Origin of the sequence: Clostridium sulfidigenes, assembly GCF_000732635.1 — a bacterium.
Taxonomy (GTDB): domain Bacteria; phylum Bacillota; class Clostridia; order Clostridiales; family Clostridiaceae; genus Clostridium_J; species Clostridium_J sulfidigenes.
The window spans coordinates 62,225-80,328 of record NZ_JPMD01000017.1; the positions used below are offsets into that span (position 1 = coordinate 62,225).

Below are 18,104 nucleotides of genomic sequence, written 5' to 3' on the forward strand. Positions count from 1 at the left end.
TTATACACCTTCTTTAATTTTACTCATAACTAAATTTAAATTATCCATATTATTTACAGAAAATGATTTTAAGTTCAAAATTATTTTTTCCATCTCCGGAGGTTTTATTATATTATACTTTTTCATAAATACTACTTTGTTATCTAAGTAAAATTCCACTTTTACATCTTCTATTACATCTTTACTTCTAAAGTAAATTGTTATATCTTTATCTATAAAATTTAAATCTATGCTTTGTGGTACTACATATAGAAATTCTTTTTTATCAAAGGTTATATCCACTAATTTTCTATAACTATTTTCTTCATAAGTTGCTGCCTGTTCTCCAGCATATTTCCCACTTTCTGATACATAATCTACTAAATCATTAACATGAAGAGAATTTCCACAGGAAAATACCCCATTTACACTTGTCCTAAAGTTATGATCTACCTTTGGTCCTTTGGTTAATGGATCAATTTCTATATTCAAACTTTCTGCTACCTCATTTTCTGGTATTAATCCTACTGATAATATTAATCCATCACACTTAATTATCTCTTCTGTTCCATCAATGAGCTTCATATTTTCGTCAACTCTACATGTTTCGACCGCTGAAACTTTACTCTCCCCTATTACCCTAGTTACTGTATGGGATAAATGTAATGGGATATTGTAATCTTCTAAGCATTGCATAATATTTCGGCTTAATCCTGAAGGAGTACTTTTCATTTCATAAACACCTATAACCTTGGCACCTTCCAAGGTTAACCTTCTAGCCATAATTAATCCAATATCTCCACTTCCTAAAATCACACAGTTTTTACAAGGTAGATAACCCATGATATTTGTTAAATATTGTGCTGTTCCTGCTGAATATATGCCAGCAGGTCTATCTCCATTTATAAAAACTTGTCTAGACGTTCTCTCTCTACACCCGTTGGCTAAAACTAACGCCTTAGAGCTAACCTGAAAAACATCTTCTCTTGAATTTATTAAGGTTAATATAAAACTTTCTCCTACCTTTTCTACTTTACTTACAAATGTTGATGTATATATTGATATATCTTTTTCCATAATCTTTCTCATATATCTATCGGCATATTCTGGTCCACTAAGTGTCTCATTGAAGGTAATTAATCCAAATCCATCATGAATACATTGTTTTAATATTCCACCTAATTTTTTTTCTCTTTCAACAATTAATGTTTTACTTCCCTTCTCATTAGATGCTAATGCTGCTGAAAGCCCCGCTGGACCTCCACCTATAACTATTACATCAAAGTGAAATTTATTGTCTTTCATTTAATTTCACCTCATTATCATTTATTGTGAGATTATTATATTTACTTTGGACTTTTTCTATAAGAATGTTAGAATCCTTACCTTTCTTAGTTATTTCATCAAAACTTTTACCACATTCCTCATTAATAATCTTTAATACCTGTGGCAAACAAAAGCCTCCTTGACATCTGCCTGCCCCAGCCTTAACTCTTCTTTTTATAGCATCTACTGTATTGACTTTTATAGGACTTCTTAACGCATCTTGAACTTCACCTTTGCTTATTTCCTCGCATCTACAAATTATTTCACCATATTCTGGTTTCTCTTTTATTAACTTAGCCCTTTCCTCAAAGGACATATTTCTTACTTGTGGTATTCCTTTTCTTATTGGATTCCAATAATCTTTTTTCTTTAACTGTATTTTTTCAGCTAATAATCTATAGGTTATATTCTCAATTTCCTCTGCTATAGCTGGTGCAGATGCAAGACCTGGTGATTGGATACCTGCTGCATAAATTAAATTATCAACACGTTCAGAGCGTTCAATGATAAAATCTTCTTCATAAGTAGCTGCTCTTATTCCCGCATAATATGTTATTACATCACCATTAGATAATTTAGGTACTACAGGTAAATGCTTTCTTAGTATATTCTCTATATTTGTTAAATTTGTAGAATAATCTTCTCTAAAGGGTTGTTCATAAGCATCAGGCCCTACCAATATATTTCCATCTATTGTTTTTATAATACCTCCACCCTTAGTATTTCCTTTAGTCAGATTTAAGCTTGGTTTAGCTACCACTCCATTAATTAAAGAACCTTTCTTTCTATCTAATATTAACGTCTCTCCTTTCCTTGGATGTATTGTGAAAAACTGATCACCTGCCATGTTAGCAATTTTATCAGCAAAGATTCCAGCTGCATTTATAATTACCTTAGGATATATTAATCCTCTATTTGTATTTACTCCAATAATCTCATTTCCATCCATAAGGAATGATTCTACTAAGGTATCTAAGGAAAACTCAACTTCATTCATAGCTGCATTTTCTGCAAAAGCATAGGTCATCCTATAAGGAGATAATATACCTGTTGTTCCAAAATGAACTGCCCCAACTATATTATCCGTCACATTTGGTTCTATTTTTTTTACCTGTGCCTTATTTAAAATAACTACATCCTTTACTCCAGCCTTCCGTGCTCTATTCATAAGGTAAGGTTTAGCTAACCTTATAAATCCTCTATCAAAAAGCACTGTAGAGCCACATCTTTCAAAAGGTACCCCTAGCTCCTTTGTAATCTTTGAATAAAGCTCATTACCTCTAACATTAAATATGGATTTTTTACTTCCTATAGGAGCTTCTATGCCTGGATGTATCATCCCATCATTTCTTGATGATGTGTGCATTGCCAAATCTGATTCTTTTTCAAGCAATAAAATAGACATTTCCCACTTTGCAAGCTCTCTAGCAATAGCACATCCTATAACTCCTCCTCCAATAATGAGTACATCTACCCTTTTCCCATTTAAATTTGAATCTCTTATAATCGGTGCTTTAATTAGAGGTATTTTTAAATCCTTCACAGTTATTTTATTTACTACACCCTTATATCCTCTTTTAGCAGCAAGTTTACCGGCTTTAATAACCATATCCCAACTCTCTACCTGTCCTTCTAAAATGATGGAAGAGTTCCATTCTCTGCAGTAAATCTCTTTATTAACCTCTTTTTGTATAAGTTTTTGAACCTTTTCATATTTTTTTATCATTACATATCCCTTCCTTAGGATGTTCGGACATCTTAACTTCTCTGTATATACTATGATTTAACTATAAAATAAATACTTATTTTCAATAATTTATCATAGGTACATAGTATAAATTTTCTGGAACTATAAAATTTAAATAATAGAATGGTTCTTCATTATTTTCTTCATATATCCATCTTTCCATAACTAATACTCTTGTAGTTTCATCTATTTCTAACAGACTTGTTTCTTCGCTATTTGGAATTCTAATGGTTATCGTCTGATCTACCTTTGATATATCTACCTTTAAATCATTTATAATCATGCTTGCCAAGGATTTTTTAAAATCAAATTTACTATTATTATTAGAAAACCGCTGTGAAAAATATGAATTCTCAATGGCTACTGGGATTTCCTCAACAGTTCTTAACCTTTTTACATAAAGGCACTTTTGATTTATTTTCCATCTCATCTTATTTGTTAATTCTTCGGCTGGGATAAAAAAATTCTCATCTAGTATTTTGTTGCTAATCTTTATTCCCTTAGTTCTTAATGTAAAAGTTAGACTAATAAGTGGCTCAAATCCCAAAGAAGGCTTATCTCTTAAAACAAAGGTACCAATTCCTTGTTTCTTATACAGATATCCTTGACTAACTAATAAGTCTATCGCTTGTCTTATTGTAGCTCTACCTACTTCATAGTTCTCCATCAGTTCCCTTTCAGTTGGAATTCGAGAATTAACCTCCCATCTACCACTTATAATTGCCTTGGTTATTTCTTCTTTTACTTGTATATATAACGGTGTTTTATTATATCTATCTATCATTATTAATTCCTCCAATGTTTTTTATATTTATATGCTGGATGATTTATATGATTACCAATTTATTAACATGTTGAGGATTATTTATATCTTATGATTTATATTGTTAAACTATAAAAAGGCAACCTGAAACTATTTTTCAGGCTGCCTTATATAATATTTTATAATATACTAACACCAATTTATTTAACTTTCCTATGATATTTTAAAATGAACATATTTCTCAAGAATAACTTACTTTTGAAATTATTTTTAAACTTATATGTGATTATCAATTGATTTCATTGTCTTTGAATACTTCTTATAGTAAAAATATCCTAACACTGCCCATAAAATCACCAATACCATAGAAGGTCTACTTAATCTTGCAGGAGAACCTGGTATTATCAATAATCCTATGAATACTAGCCCTATAAAAGCCCCCAATGCTGAAAAATATTTGTCAACTCCTATTGAGTTTTTAAACCCAATATAACATACATAAAAATATGCTACTGCTGCTAGTAAGGATGACATATCTACAATATAAATAATAACTTCTCTACCAAACCATGGCGCTATTAAACTGACTGCGGCTATAAATTTAACTCCATTTTCGAAAACACCATTTTCGTTTTTCTCTTTGTACTTTGCTGGGATAAGTTTATATCTCGACAAAGCTCCAATTAACTTGCTACTCCCTAACATAAACCCATTTATCCCCCCTGCTACCGCACCAGCTAGGGATATTATTAGTAGAATAAAGCCTATATATCCCATATTATCAAGTACTGCAGACCCTAAAGCCCACTGCTCCAATAAGGCTTTCTCTGGAGTATAAACTAGACCTGTTGTAATATTTAATAGGTTATAAAAAAGTGCTCCAGCAAATATTGCTAGTAATGCCATTCTTGTAGCTTTTGGTGCTTCAAAATTTAAATCTGTGGATACTTGCGGTATTACATCAAAGCCAACAAACAAGAAGGGTACTATAGCAAAAACTTTTACTACTTCAGTAATATTAAACTTATAGTTATTAATATAGGTATCCCTAATCAAGCTGTGATCTACCTTCATAAACATGAAAGCAAACACTATAATTACATTTACCACCATTAATAAAATTAAGATGTTCTGTACCATGGAACTCAATTTCAATCCTTTGATATTAATATAAGCAAATACAAGAATTATCAAGCTGGCAATGATAACCTCTGACAAGTATACTGGATAACCTGCTACTTGATATAGATATATAAAATCCACTGCTGAACCAAATAACCTTTTAAGCACCAATACAAAGGCTGTGGCATTAAGTGGAACCATACTTATATAACACAATGTCAAGGACCAGCCTACTATAAATCCATTTCCCTTTCCTAAGTTATTGTAAGTATAAGAGAATTCTCCCCCATCTTCATTATGCTTCTCCATCATTATGTGATAACCCTTTTGTATAAAAACAATAGCAAGACCACCAAGTATAAAACCGATGGCCGTGCTAATAATACCACTTTCATGGAGAAACTTTGAACCTGGCAAGGTAAATGAACCCCATCCAATAATAGATCCTAATGCTAAGGCTAATATGTCTATTCTGTTCAACTTTTTCTTCATAAAATTCAATCCTTAATTAAAATTATATTCTGTAACTATCTTTGCTCTTCCTGTTACTTGATCTTGATAATATTCGTAGCAACAAATACCTAGATAAGAACCAGATATATTGATTACATTATCATATCCACTATTTTGTAGTGCCATTACTGCATTATAACTTCTTTGACTTGAACGACAATGTAAATATACCGGTTTATACTTTGGAATTTCAGACATTCTTTCTCTAATTTCACTTAATGGAATATTTACTGAATTCTTAAGATGTCCTTGTTCATATTCATGCTTCTCTCTTACATCTACAATAAATTCATCCTTTTCTACTAACTCCCTAACTATTGTTACTGGTACTTGTCTAAACTTACCATATAATAAATTTAGTCCTACTAAAGCTGCAAAATTAACTACATCCTTTGCTGTTCCAAATAAAGGAGCATAACATAACTCTAATTCCTTTAAATTCTCTAAGGTTCCACCCATTGTTATCATTGTTGCAATTACATCTATTCTCTTATCTACATTTCCTTTTCCTATAGCCTGTGCTCCAAGAATTCTTCCTGTTGGATATTCATATATTAATTTGAAATGCATTGGATTACTATCTGGCATTAAGCCAACTTTATCTCCTGGAATAATGTATACAAAATCATAAGAAATACCTGCTGCTTTAGCAGTTTTTTCATTTAATCCTGTAGAAGCTGCTCCTAGATCAAATACTTGAACTACAGATGACCCTATTACTCCATTATTATTGTGATGAATATTATACATATTGTCAGCAGCTGCTCTAGCCTGTCTTTGGGCTGGTCCTGCTAATGCTAGCCTTGAAGTTTTATGTGTTAAACGATTATAAACTTCTATAGCGTCGCCTACAGCATATATATCTTTATCATTAGTCAAATAGTTATGGTCAACTTTAATGCCTCCAGTTACTCCAATCTCAAGTCCTGCATCCTTAGCTAATCCTGTTTCCGGACTAACCCCAATTGCCATTACTACAACCTTTGCAGCTACCTTTTTACCTGATTGTAATTCTACAAAGTCTTCATCTATCTTCTTAACTCCATCACTTAATATAAGGTTTACCCCTTTATCCATCATTTCCTTATGAAGTATTTGAGCCATATCATAATCAAAAGGATTCATTATTTGATCAAGTGCTTCTATAAGGCTTACATTTTTATCTGCTAAACATAGGTTTTCCGCTACTTCGACCCCTATAAAACCACCACCAACAACAGCAATGTCCTTAATATTATTGCTATCAATATAGTTTTTTAATTTCTTTATATCAACTACATTTCTTACTGTAAATACATTGGAACCTGTTACTCCTTCAATACTTCTTGGCAATATCGGATTAGCTCCAGGAGATAAAACTAATTTGTCATAGGACTCTTCATATTCTCCTCCTGTAAGCAGGTTCTTAACTACTACTTTTTTATCTTCTCTTATAATTTTTATAACTTCACTATTAACTCTAGCTTCAATATTATATTGATTTTTGAACTGTGTTGGACACATTAAAACTAAATCATCACCATTTTCCACCATGCCACTTAAATGAAATGGTAAAGCGCAGTTAGAAAAAGATACATGAGGTCCCTTCTCAAACATAATTATATCTGCTTCTTCATCAATTCTACGTGCTCTTGCTGCAACTGAAGCTCCTCCAGCAACTCCTCCAATAATTAAAATTCTTTTACCCATAACAATGATACCTCCTTTTAATGTTGCTTAAATAGTCTTTTAGCTAGTGTATTTCCTACAATACCACCAACTACCATGAAAATTAAGAAAATCCAACCGGAAAGTGAGAAATTTGCAATTGGAGTATATAATGCTCCTACATTACATCCATTAGCAAGTCTAGTACCTAATCCCATAGTAATTCCGCCTAGTGCATATAGTAATACTTCTCTTACTGTAATGTGCATCTCTGACATAAATGTTTTCTTAAACTTACCCGCAGTTAACAAGTATATACTAGTTCCAATGAGTATTCCAAAGTTTTGCACTGAAACAGCATGTTCAAAGAATGGAACAAGATACGCCTTTGCTGGCATTTGAGTAACGGCTGCCAAAGATTCTGGTGAAACTCCAAATATCATCAAAAATTTACCAAACCATATTCCATAAGGAGTAGATGCGCCCCATCCAGCCTTAGTAATTCCCATTAACAAAGCAAATAATATCCCTATAACTACAGCCCCTTGCACTAATGTCCAAGGTTTTACAAATAATCTGTTGTATGTTGTTTCACTTAAAAGCTTGTAATTCTTAGTGTCTAACACTTCATTTTCATCCTGTACCTTTTCCATTGAGTGACCAGTATAAGTATTATTTTGCTTACGACTTCTCTCGTAACGGTATGATATAAACACAACTAATCCGCAAAATAATGCCATTAATACTAAGGCACCTAGATATCCTTCAAGACCATCCCATTTAAATAGATCTGGTAGGAATACACCTCCTGCCAACTTTTCACCTACTGGAGTTGAAAACCAAGAGTTCTTAACCCATCCTACAGTATTTTGTATAGGGAATCCTAAGAATACTCCTAACCCAAAGAAGATTAATGTAATAAACGCTCTAGGAAGACCTGTTATTAAGTCCGTAAGTACTCCTGATGCACAACATGATGAAAATGACATACCAAACCCAAATAGTATTGCCCCTAATATAAGACCAAAGTTAATTGGGTTTATCCACAGATCGTAACTAGCTGGATCTACCTTGAATAAAAATGCAGTAGTCAATAAAGATGAGATAAAGAACAAGAACATTAGTGTCCTCATTAATTTTGTTGATCCTGTATTAAATGCACGATTAACACTACCTGCAAATCCTGTATAAGCCCTAGATAAAGCATAACCTAATCCCACACCCACTAAAAGTCTAAAAAATAGCATGTCAGTTTTTAATAATGTCTTTCCTAAAAGTAATACTATTAAAATTCCTATAAATCCTAAAATTTGTTCAGTCTTTTTCATTTTTTTCCTCCTTATACTTTTAATTTAAAATTCAGTGTGATTTTTTTAACAATATTTGGTGCAAAGTAGTTGTGTTTTCGTTTACATCATGACGTGTTATCTTTATAATAAAATTCTATTACATATTATTCTTTTTCCATAGAAACTAAATGCTATATACCATAACACTTTCCTTTAACCAATTGTAAAATATGCCTAATAAAAATAAATATATTTATTTCTGTGTAATATACTAGTAAAATAGAATATATGTATAATTATTTTTAGGATGTGACTATATGAATCTTGAATATCTTGAATCATTTTATATAACAGTGAAATATAATAGTATCTCAAAAGCAGCACAAATTCTTCACCTTACCCAACCTGGTCTCAGTGGTCAGCTTAAGAGCTTAGAAAATGAATTAGGTGTAAATCTTTTAAATCGAAGTAATAAAGGTGTAGAATTAACAGAAGAAGGAAAAGTAGTATTTAACTATGCAGATACTTTACTTTCTATTCAAGGAAATATTAAAAGAGATTTGATTAACTTGCATCAAGAGCAACCAAAGTTAATGATTGGTGCTTGCAAAAGTGTGGGTGAATATGCTCTTCCTTGTAGTATTTTTACCTTTAAACATCTCCATGAAGAAGTTGATATTCGTATGGAGGTAATAAATTCAAGGGAAGTTATTCAAAAACTACAAGAACACGATATTAATATTGGAATCATTCAGCATGATCCAATGTTAAATGATATTTCTACTCAACCTATTATTTCGGATGAGCTTTTGCTAGTAGGAAATAGTGATAATTCACCTAAAAGAATTTCTATGGAAGAATTAAAACATATTCCACTAATTTTACGAGAACAAAATTCTGGAACTAGATATGTAATTGAAAAATCATTAAAAGAAAAAAATGTAACTGTAGAAGAGTTAAATGTGATTTATGATTTAAATTCTCCCGAATCTATTAAGTCTTCTATTCTTTCGGGAAAAGGTTTTTCTTTTTTACCAAAATTAACAGTTGCTCAAGAACTAAAAAAACAGTCTATTCAAATCGTTGAAGTAGAGGATTTTAAAATTTCTTTCAGTTATTATATAGCTTCAAGAAAAAAATATACACTTACAAAGCACGAGCAAATGTTTGTAGATTTTATAATTTCTAATAAAAGAGGTTTTTGTTAAAAAAAGAGGACACATGTCCTCTTTTCCATTTTTATATAAAGAATTTAACTAAAATCTTAACTCCTACCCATGTACCCAACATTACAAAAATACCAAAAACCCAAGCGTGTAAGGAAAATGATGGTATGCCGCTGAAAAAAGCACCAATGTTACAACCAACAGCAAGCCTAGTTCCATATCCCATCATAATTCCTCCTAAAAGTGCAATTATAAACTGCTTTTTACTCTTTATTTTCTTCCATTTAAATTGAGAAGCTAATAACGTTGCAACTAAAGCTCCTAAAATAACACCTATATTTAAAATTGTATATTGATTAATAAATATGTTTCCATTGGAAATTATAGGACCGTAATAAGATTGAAAATGACTAAAATACTCCCATTTAAAAGGGTCTAACCCAAACCATTGTAGTATGCCAATACCCCATAATAAAAAACCACTAGTTATTTGCCAACTTATACCAATTAGACCTAGTAAAATTACATTCATTACTCCTAATAAAATTCCACCTACCCAATAAGGCCAAGGTTTCTTAAGATATTTTATTATAGACTTCATTTTATCTCTCCCCTATTTTCCTTTTGGCTTTTGAATATATACTTCCCACTCTCCTCTACCTAATTCCACAAGCTGTATGGGATATTCCTTTTCTAGTGCCCACTTCTCTATATCAATTGCTACACAACTATGATCGCAATTAAGAATTAAAATATCTCCTGGCTCCATTGTTTTAAGCTCCTGCATTGCCCTTAGCAAAGGAATAGGACATAATTCGCTTAAACAATCTACCTTTCTTACTGTCATATAAGTTCCTCCATTACAATTATTTCAACTGTCTATTTTCATACCTTAATGCTAATTTATATAAAATTATTAATACAACTATCTGCGCTAAAACAACAATTTTCAAATCAAAATGTTCTAAAAAGTAAATGGTCTTAGCATCCTTAATAAAATGCTCATACCAAAAAGAATAGTCCTTAGCTCCTAGTATGGTTCCAATTATGAATCCTATAAGGACAACCCAGTGTAAAGCATGTCCTTCTCCTATTCTCATCAATACACCTGAAGCACAGCCTCCAGCTAAAACCATTCCAATACCAAATATAAAAGCACCAATCATTACATGAATACCTACTGAACTAACTGCTCCTGGAATCAAATTGTAATCAATACCTTTATTATGAATATATCCAGATTGAATTACAGCAAAACCTACAGTACTTACAATCATAGCTAGTATCATCCCTCTTAACCCTCTTGTATTTCCACTAATAAAAGGATCTCTAAATGCTGCTGTAAAACAAAATCTCGAATATCTTAAAATAATACCAATTATAACACCTACACCTAAACATACAGCATAATTATACTTGCTTTTCCAAAGTATAGAACACATTATTAATGTAATTAAAAGCAATGCAACACCGTAAGGAATCTGAGAATTTTCCTTCTTCACTTGACCTTGCCGTTGCTTAATCAATTCATCCATTTCTTTTGACAACATATTATCATCCCTTTAAATAAAATTAATATTTCGTGCCTCAAAATTATATATTATGCCCATATCATAAACCAATAATATATATTGGTCAATATTTTAATAAAAAAACAATTTGCTACCAACACTAAAATTGTGGTAGCAAATCATATTTATATTTACATGAATTTTCTTTTATATAAAATGTTATTTTTTCAGATGATTTATTTAAAAACACCCTAAACTAATCTTCATGAAGCCAGCATCTAGACCAATGTCCTTTAAAAACCTCTTTTAAATCTGGCAATTCACTTCTGCATTTATCACAGGCTTCATGACAACGATCTGAAAATCTACATCCCTTTGATAATTGTGATAGATGTGGAACATATCCTTCAATTGTATCTAATCTCCTTTTTTTATCATCTATTCTGGGAATACACTCCATAAGCTTTTTAGTATATGGATTTATAGGATTTTCAAATAATTCTTTATTAGATGCAATTTCCATGATTTTTCCACAATACATAACCACCACTTCATCTGCCATCTCTGCTACTACTCCCAAATCATGGGTATTTAATATTATGGACATATTGTATTCACTATTAAGTTTACGTAATAGATCTAAAATTTCTGCTTGAATTGTAACATCCAAAGCCGTTGTAGGTTCATCTGCTATTAATATTTTAGGATTACAAGCTATTGCCATGGCTATCATAAGTCTTTGTCTCATTCCCCCACTAAACTGATTAGGGAGCTGATGATATCTTTCTTCTCCATCCGTAATACCAACGGCTTTCATTAACTCTATAACAACCTTTTGAGCTTCCTTCTTACTAACTTTTTTATGAATTATGAGAGCTTCTGCAATCTGTTCTCCTACCTTATTCATAGGATTTAATGTTGTCATTGGATCCTGATATATCATAGATATTTCATTTCCCCTTATTTGTCTCATTGCCTTTTCACTCTTTTTAAGCAAATTTTCTCCTTTATAATGTATTTCTCCATGAATTATTTTTCCTGGAGCATCAATTAACCCCATGATAGATAAAGCAGTCACACTTTTACCACTTCCAGACTCTCCGATAATCGCCATTGTTTTACCTTCATCTAGGGTAAAGTTTATATCATCTACTGCAGGATATTCCTTTCCATTCAAATAAAAATATGTTTTTAAATTCTTAACCTGAAGTAATGTCATCTTATCCCTCCTTAATGAAATTTTGTCTTAGGTAATATAATATCTTTTAACACATTAAAAATCAGAAAAATAAAATAGTAAAAAATCGCCAGAAATAAAATAAATGTAGTAAAGGCTATTCCACCTTCATATGGTGGAATCAAATCTGTTGTATAAAAAAGTATCATATAAAATCCCATTCCTCTAAAGTAAAATAATCTTTCTACTATAATAAGACTTGAAAACATTATACCCATAACTGTTGGAAATCCAGATAACACTCCATAAATTATGCTTTTAATCATGTGGTTTTTTATAATTTGAACCCTAGAACATCCCTTTCCCCTAGCTGCCAGTATATATGGCTTTTCAAAATTTTCTTCTATTGTAGTAGCTGTTATCCTTGCAATATATGCTGCTGGAAGTATTGATATTGATATTATAGGGTAAATTGCATTTACAAATCCTTCATCTCCCAATGCTGGCAGTGGCCCTAAACCCAATAATGAAATTCCGTTGTTATATAAGTATATAGCACCCATCTGTACAAGTACTATTGTTAATATATCTGGGATTGAAAGAGGTATTAGAGATTGCAGTAATTTTATTGTTCCACTCCTCTCCCTCTTTCTACTATCTATAATTCCTTTAGGAATTCCAATAACAACTGCTAAAAGCGTTCCAAAAAATAATATAAATAAGCTTTTAGTTGCTGTTTTAAGTAATAGTTGTCCTATAGTTTCTCCCTGAACCTTAATATTAAATTCTTCACCACGCAAAAATATTTTAAAGTTATTTCTTATGTTTTCGATAACTCCATCCACATTCATATTAGGTGTGTGTTTTCCATTGTATGAAACTATATCAAAATCTAATGGTATTCCTGTTACAGCTATAACAAGAAATACAATTACAAGGAGTATTAATATATTCATAAGAACTTTTTTAGTTACCACCTTTAATATTTCAGCTTTCATTTTTACTCCTCCCATCTTCATATAAATGGCAAGAAACTAACCTTCCATTATCAAGTTCTATAAGTTCTGGCTCAACAGTTTCACATTTAGCCACTCTTTTAGGACATCTATTGTGGAATGCACATCCTGATGGTATATTCATTGCACTAGGTATTTCACCTTGAAGCTTTATTCTATCAATGCTTCTGCTAGGCTCTGGTACTGGTGAAGCAGACATTAATGCTTCAGTATATGGGTGCTTTGGAGAGTCAAATATATCATCTACACTACCTTTTTCTACTATTTTTCCAAGATACATCACTGCTACTTTGTTACTAACGTGCCTTATTACACTTAGATCATGGGATATAAATAAATATGATAAACCAAACTCTTCTTGAAGATCCATAATAAGATTGAGTATCTGTGATTGAACAGATACATCTAAAGCTGATACAGATTCATCACATACTACAAACTTAGGTCTTGTTGCCAAAGCTTTGGCTATTGCAATTCTTTGTCTCTGACCTCCACTAAATTCATGAGGTAGTTTCTTAGCATCCTGTGCTGATAATCCTACCATTTCAAGTAATCTTAACACCTCTTTTTTGTATTCTAATGGCTTAACTATATTGTGTATTTGAAGTGGTTGAATCAAAATATCTTCAATAGTCATTTTATAATCTAATGCAGAATAGGGATTTTGAAAAACTATTTGTAAATTCTTTCTTAGCTTTCGGAATTCTTTGTTGCTAATGGTACTAATATCTCTTCCTTCTAAGAATATCTTTCCGTCACTTGGTTCTAAGAGTCTTAACATCAATCTCCCTATGGTTGATTTACCACTTCCTGACTCTCCAACAAGACCCAAAGTCTCTCCCTTTTCTATTTTAAAGTTAACACCATTTACTGCATGTACAACCCCTTTATTCACACCAAAAATTTTGTCTTTTATTAAAAATTGTTTAGTTAGATTTATTACTTCTATCATGGTTTTTCTCCTTTTCAAAGGTTTCTTACTAATCCATCATATAAGAATTCATTGTCATGGTATCTACTAATATTTGTCCAATACTTTCCATTCTTTTATAATTTATATTTTCTATATTATCAATACTACTATTAACTCCCTCTGTTGAAGGATTTCCTATTCCAACACTTGAGAATGCATTTAATCTCATGTTAATTAAAGCATTTGTAGTTGCATAATTTTCGTGAAATCTTTGATATCTCACATCTAGTTGTTTAAATCGTTTTTCTATCTCCAATCCCATTAGATAATTACTATTCTCTGCTATTTGAGCTGGAAAGGTTATAAGATTTAAATCTTTATCTTCTTCATATCCTGGATAGCTTATATCAAAATAATAATATCCATGTGACATTGCCATATTTACAGGCATACCTTCTATTACACTGTAATGATATGAACCATCAACCTTTGAATATTTAAACATGTCATACTCATTATCCCAAAATATAAACTGAATTGACTTTTCCAATGGGTCTTCTGTAAGAGATAACATTCTTGCCACTTCCAATGCTGTTGCAGCAGAAGTTGATGACATAGCGTAGGCACTGTCAGTTCCATTTATATAGACACCATCATAGCTTGACCCTATAATTATTAACTCACCTGGTTCTTCATAGGTTTTGCCTTCCCCTGGCAAAAATGCAGTGATATTACGACCCTTATATTTTGGTATCTTGGGATAATCAAAGCTTATCTCAACTTCTCTATACCCCTGCTCTAATGCTTCCCTTAAATCATCAAAAGGAATGATATCCGTGGAATTAAAGAAGTAGGTATTATTACTTGTATTGTATCCTTCACCTAATATAAACTGTATATCATAATCAAAACTTTCTCCTGATTCATTTGTTATCTGATTTTGGGTACCAAAAGAATTAAATTCTAAACCAGTATATTCCCTCTTAATAGAAAAGAACTCTGTGCCTTCCGGTATATTATTTACATTTTTAAGGTCTGCTGCAACTCCCTTGTAATGCAATTCTTCTTTTTTCTTAGTCATAAATATATTTTTACTTACAGTTGCAATTGTAAAATCTTTATGCAGCTGGTAGGTCTTTTCTTCTCCATTATCATCTGTAACCTTTATCCATCCTGATTCAATTACCACAGGAGACAGAATTTCAGGAATAGTTTCTTCAGTGTTAGTTTCTGAACTTTTTATAGTAGTTGTTAGTGGAATTTCTAAAGTATTAACTTCGTAGCCGTATGATTTTAAAGTGTTAATTATATATTCTCCAGCTAAATGTCCTCCTTCTGTTCCAGCTACCCTTCCTCCATATTTATCACTGGTAAGTTCTTCAACATGTAGTTTAGCTTGATTTATATCAAATTTATAAAGGCTTGGATGCCAAGGTATTACTATATATGCAATAGCACCTATTATAATTGAACTCTTTATAATCACAGGTTTATAGTATTTCTTAATATCCTTAAGCTGTGAGATAAATATTTTGGGGGATATTAGGTAAGAAATCTTTCTAATAGAACTAATAACTCTAGACTCCCTCTTTTGAAATTCTATTCTAAGTCCCTCTCCTGTAAGATTTATTCCAATTATTGCAATACTAAAAACCAATATAGGATAAAGAGTCATCCAATATGTTGTTTCATATTTTTTAACGTTTATTGCAATTCTGGAGAGAGTACCTCCCCATTCTGGCTCTAAAATCATTTCATAATTTGCTCTAAAGGCTAGTGCCTTAACTTGTCTTGCTACTCCAACAAAAATATAAAGAACTGCTAACTGAGCAATTAAAAACAACGCCATACCCATTTCTTTAAAAAACAAGCTTACACTAGTTGGTAATATGTGAGGTAACACATTTTGCCGTGCTATCTGCAGTTTTGTCTTCCCTATAGCTATCTCACCTTCTATAAAATCTTCTTCCATAACCATCCTAGTTGAATCTTCAATTATTCCAGCTAGTTTTGCCCATCCCACAATGGTAAGTACTATTGCAAAAGCAAAAATTGACTTATCCATTTGTAGATTCCTGAAATATCCTATGTTCAAAATAACAAAACTAAATAAAAGCATAGGTATTGCAGTAAAAAATGTATTAAATATTTTTATTATATTTGAAATAAACTTTATACCCATTCCTGCAGCTAATCCAAGTGGAAGGGCTAAGATCATTCTAAATATAGCTATAAGAAGTGCCAACTTTAATGTGTTTCTAGTTCCATATACAAGTCTTGAGTATACATCTCTTCCAGCATCATCTGTTCCAAGAATATTATCTTTATTAGGTGGCATTGGATTGTACGCAAACTTTTCTACCAATTTACCATCCTCTTTGTATTCTATATACTTAGGTGTTTCTTCAAAAAGAGGATCCTTTGACGCGAAAAATCCTGGGTATAAAGCTACAATTGATAAAAATATTACAATTATACTTCCAATAAGTAATGGAAAATTTATTTTTTTCATTGTATAGTTACTCCCCCTTAAATAATATTTTACTCATAAGTATATTTTTATACTATATGTAAATCTATAGTAATATACTTATATACAATTCTATCTAATTGTCAAAGTTTCATCAATGAATTTCATTTGCCACATTTCAACATTAATCGTAAAACCTAAATATTTTTTTCAACATAAAAAACCAGTAAAGATTATTATTTTTAATCTTTACTGGTTTATACATGGATTCTTGTATAACTTTCTTTAGCGTTATTGTGATATTCTAATACATAACTTCTAATTTCTAATCACATTCAAATTCAATATTAAAATTTATTTTTGTTCTCTAGCATTTTAAAATTATTATATACACAAATATAAATAATCATAACATGCTTTGTAAACATCGTACTATTCAGTTTTCAAAGATCAATTTATCTAACATACTTCCTAAATCGTAAATCTGTATATTATTTTTTCAACTACATAAACTATTGTTGAAAGGTGGTCATTATATGAAAAAATTTACTGTTATGATATTAATCTTGATAACTCTAATGTTTGTTGCATCTGCTTCTACTCCTGCATTTGCCCAAAATCTATTCAAAGAAGGCTCATATAAGTTATCAGACTTCGTTCCTGCAAAAAACAATTCTTACTTTGTTCAGAATATTTCATCAAAAGGTAATTGTTACTTCGCAGTTATGGGTGAAAATGATGCCTTATTACAAGTTATATACCTAACTCCAAAATCGTCAAGATATAATCTAATTCCTCTTAAATCAGAATATAAAGTTTTTATAGTTGGAGATGGCGAAATATTCATTAAAGGTGTTGATTAATATATATTTTTCTATTTAATCTTACATTAGTAATAAATAAAATATATATTATTTATATGTATTCCCCTTACAATTACTATAAAATTTTTGTTTTACATTATTTTTTAACTACATAAACTATTATCGAAAGGCGGCTATTATATGAAAAAATTTACTACAACATTAGTAATTTTGATTGCATTAATACTTAGTACTTCTATTGTAGCTCTTGCATCTGACAACGCTACTTATAAAGAAGGTATTTACACATTAGCAGACTTTGCTCCTACAAAAGATAATCTTTATACTATTCGGAACATTTCATCAAAAGATAATTCTTACTTAATAGTTATGGATGAAAATCTTACTTCACTGCAGTTTCTACGTTTAGAGCCTAAATCCCCAATACATGATTTAATTCCTCTTACGCCAAAATACAGAATTGTTATATTTGGTGCTGGAGAAGTACTTATAAAACCAGCAAAATAAAATATATATTTACTATTTCATTGTCATATGAGAATACCGCCTTACAGCAGTGCTCTCATATGACCTTATTCTTGATCTTAAAATATTTTTAATTATTCTTAAATGCTTGGCTCATAGTTCATTAAAATTAATTT

General features: G+C 31.1%; 16 protein-coding genes. 3 read left to right on the forward strand and 13 right to left on the reverse strand.

Going from position 1 to position 18,104, the window contains the following annotated elements; genetic code table 11:
- The 6 genes from IO99_RS07730 to IO99_RS07755 all read right to left on the reverse strand — a co-directional run bounded on the left by IO99_RS07730 (nucleotide 1) and on the right by IO99_RS07755 (nucleotide 8,425).
- Nucleotides 1-1,284, reverse strand: coding sequence for an NAD(P)/FAD-dependent oxidoreductase (locus IO99_RS07730; RefSeq protein WP_035132108.1), 1,284 nt, complete (start codon nucleotides 1,282-1,284; stop codon nucleotides 1-3).
- Nucleotides 1,271-3,031, reverse strand: coding sequence for an FAD-dependent oxidoreductase (locus IO99_RS07735; RefSeq protein ID WP_051823995.1), 1,761 nt, complete (start codon nucleotides 3,029-3,031; stop codon nucleotides 1,271-1,273). Before IO99_RS07735 ends, IO99_RS07730 begins: the two co-directional genes overlap by 14 nt.
- 82 nt (nucleotides 3,032-3,113) lie before the next feature.
- The gene (locus tag IO99_RS07740) at nucleotides 3,114-3,836 is read right to left on the reverse strand and encodes a GntR family transcriptional regulator (RefSeq protein ID WP_035132110.1); all 723 of its coding nucleotides are present in this window, start codon (nucleotides 3,834-3,836) and stop codon (nucleotides 3,114-3,116) included.
- 255 nt (nucleotides 3,837-4,091) lie between these two features.
- Complete coding sequence (locus tag IO99_RS07745; RefSeq protein ID WP_035132112.1) at nucleotides 4,092-5,429, reverse strand: APC family permease; 1,338 nt, start codon at nucleotides 5,427-5,429, stop codon at nucleotides 4,092-4,094.
- A gap of 12 nt (nucleotides 5,430-5,441) precedes the next feature.
- The gene (locus IO99_RS07750; RefSeq protein ID WP_035132114.1) at nucleotides 5,442-7,139 is read right to left on the reverse strand and encodes an FAD-dependent oxidoreductase; all 1,698 of its coding nucleotides are present in this window, start codon (nucleotides 7,137-7,139) and stop codon (nucleotides 5,442-5,444) included.
- Nucleotides 7,140-7,156: 17 nt separating this feature from the next.
- Nucleotides 7,157-8,425, reverse strand: a complete 1,269-nt coding sequence (locus IO99_RS07755; protein WP_035132116.1) for a YeeE/YedE family protein — start codon at nucleotides 8,423-8,425, stop codon at nucleotides 7,157-7,159.
- A gap of 278 nt (nucleotides 8,426-8,703) precedes the next feature.
- Between IO99_RS07755 and IO99_RS07760 the strand changes: the two genes are divergently transcribed.
- Complete coding sequence (locus tag IO99_RS07760; protein ID WP_035132118.1) at nucleotides 8,704-9,594, forward strand: LysR family transcriptional regulator; 891 nt, start codon at nucleotides 8,704-8,706, stop codon at nucleotides 9,592-9,594.
- 31 nt (nucleotides 9,595-9,625) lie between these two features.
- Here the strand turns inward: IO99_RS07760 and IO99_RS07765 are convergent, their stop codons facing one another.
- The 7 genes from IO99_RS07765 to IO99_RS07795 form a co-directional block, all read right to left on the reverse strand.
- On the reverse strand, nucleotides 9,626-10,153 hold the full coding sequence (locus tag IO99_RS07765; RefSeq protein WP_035132120.1) for a YeeE/YedE thiosulfate transporter family protein: 528 nt from the start codon (nucleotides 10,151-10,153) through the stop codon (nucleotides 9,626-9,628).
- A gap of 12 nt (nucleotides 10,154-10,165) precedes the next feature.
- Complete coding sequence (locus IO99_RS07770; protein ID WP_035132122.1) at nucleotides 10,166-10,399, reverse strand: sulfurtransferase TusA family protein; 234 nt, start codon at nucleotides 10,397-10,399, stop codon at nucleotides 10,166-10,168.
- A 19-nt stretch (nucleotides 10,400-10,418) separates the two neighbouring features.
- A complete protein-coding gene (locus tag IO99_RS07775; RefSeq protein WP_035132213.1) occupies nucleotides 10,419-11,099 on the reverse strand; it encodes a YeeE/YedE thiosulfate transporter family protein in 681 nt (226 codons plus the stop codon).
- A gap of 220 nt (nucleotides 11,100-11,319) precedes the next feature.
- Nucleotides 11,320-12,282, reverse strand: coding sequence for an ABC transporter ATP-binding protein (locus IO99_RS07780; protein WP_035132123.1), 963 nt, complete (start codon nucleotides 12,280-12,282; stop codon nucleotides 11,320-11,322).
- 11 nt (nucleotides 12,283-12,293) lie between these two features.
- On the reverse strand, nucleotides 12,294-13,238 hold the full coding sequence (locus tag IO99_RS07785) for an ABC transporter permease subunit (RefSeq protein ID WP_035132124.1): 945 nt from the start codon (nucleotides 13,236-13,238) through the stop codon (nucleotides 12,294-12,296).
- The gene (locus tag IO99_RS07790; protein ID WP_035132125.1) at nucleotides 13,228-14,208 is read right to left on the reverse strand and encodes an ABC transporter ATP-binding protein; all 981 of its coding nucleotides are present in this window, start codon (nucleotides 14,206-14,208) and stop codon (nucleotides 13,228-13,230) included. Before IO99_RS07790 ends, IO99_RS07785 begins: the two co-directional genes overlap by 11 nt.
- 28 nt (nucleotides 14,209-14,236) lie before the next feature.
- On the reverse strand, nucleotides 14,237-16,681 hold the full coding sequence (locus IO99_RS07795) for an ABC transporter permease subunit (protein ID WP_035132126.1): 2,445 nt from the start codon (nucleotides 16,679-16,681) through the stop codon (nucleotides 14,237-14,239).
- A 494-nt stretch (nucleotides 16,682-17,175) separates the two neighbouring features.
- Between IO99_RS07795 and IO99_RS07800 the strand changes: the two genes are divergently transcribed.
- A complete protein-coding gene (locus IO99_RS07800; protein WP_035132128.1) occupies nucleotides 17,176-17,502 on the forward strand; it encodes a hypothetical protein in 327 nt (108 codons plus the stop codon).
- Between the two features lie 141 nt (nucleotides 17,503-17,643).
- A complete protein-coding gene (locus IO99_RS07805) occupies nucleotides 17,644-17,970 on the forward strand; it encodes a hypothetical protein (protein WP_035132130.1) in 327 nt (108 codons plus the stop codon).
- The last annotated feature ends 134 nt before the right edge of the window (nucleotides 17,971-18,104 follow it).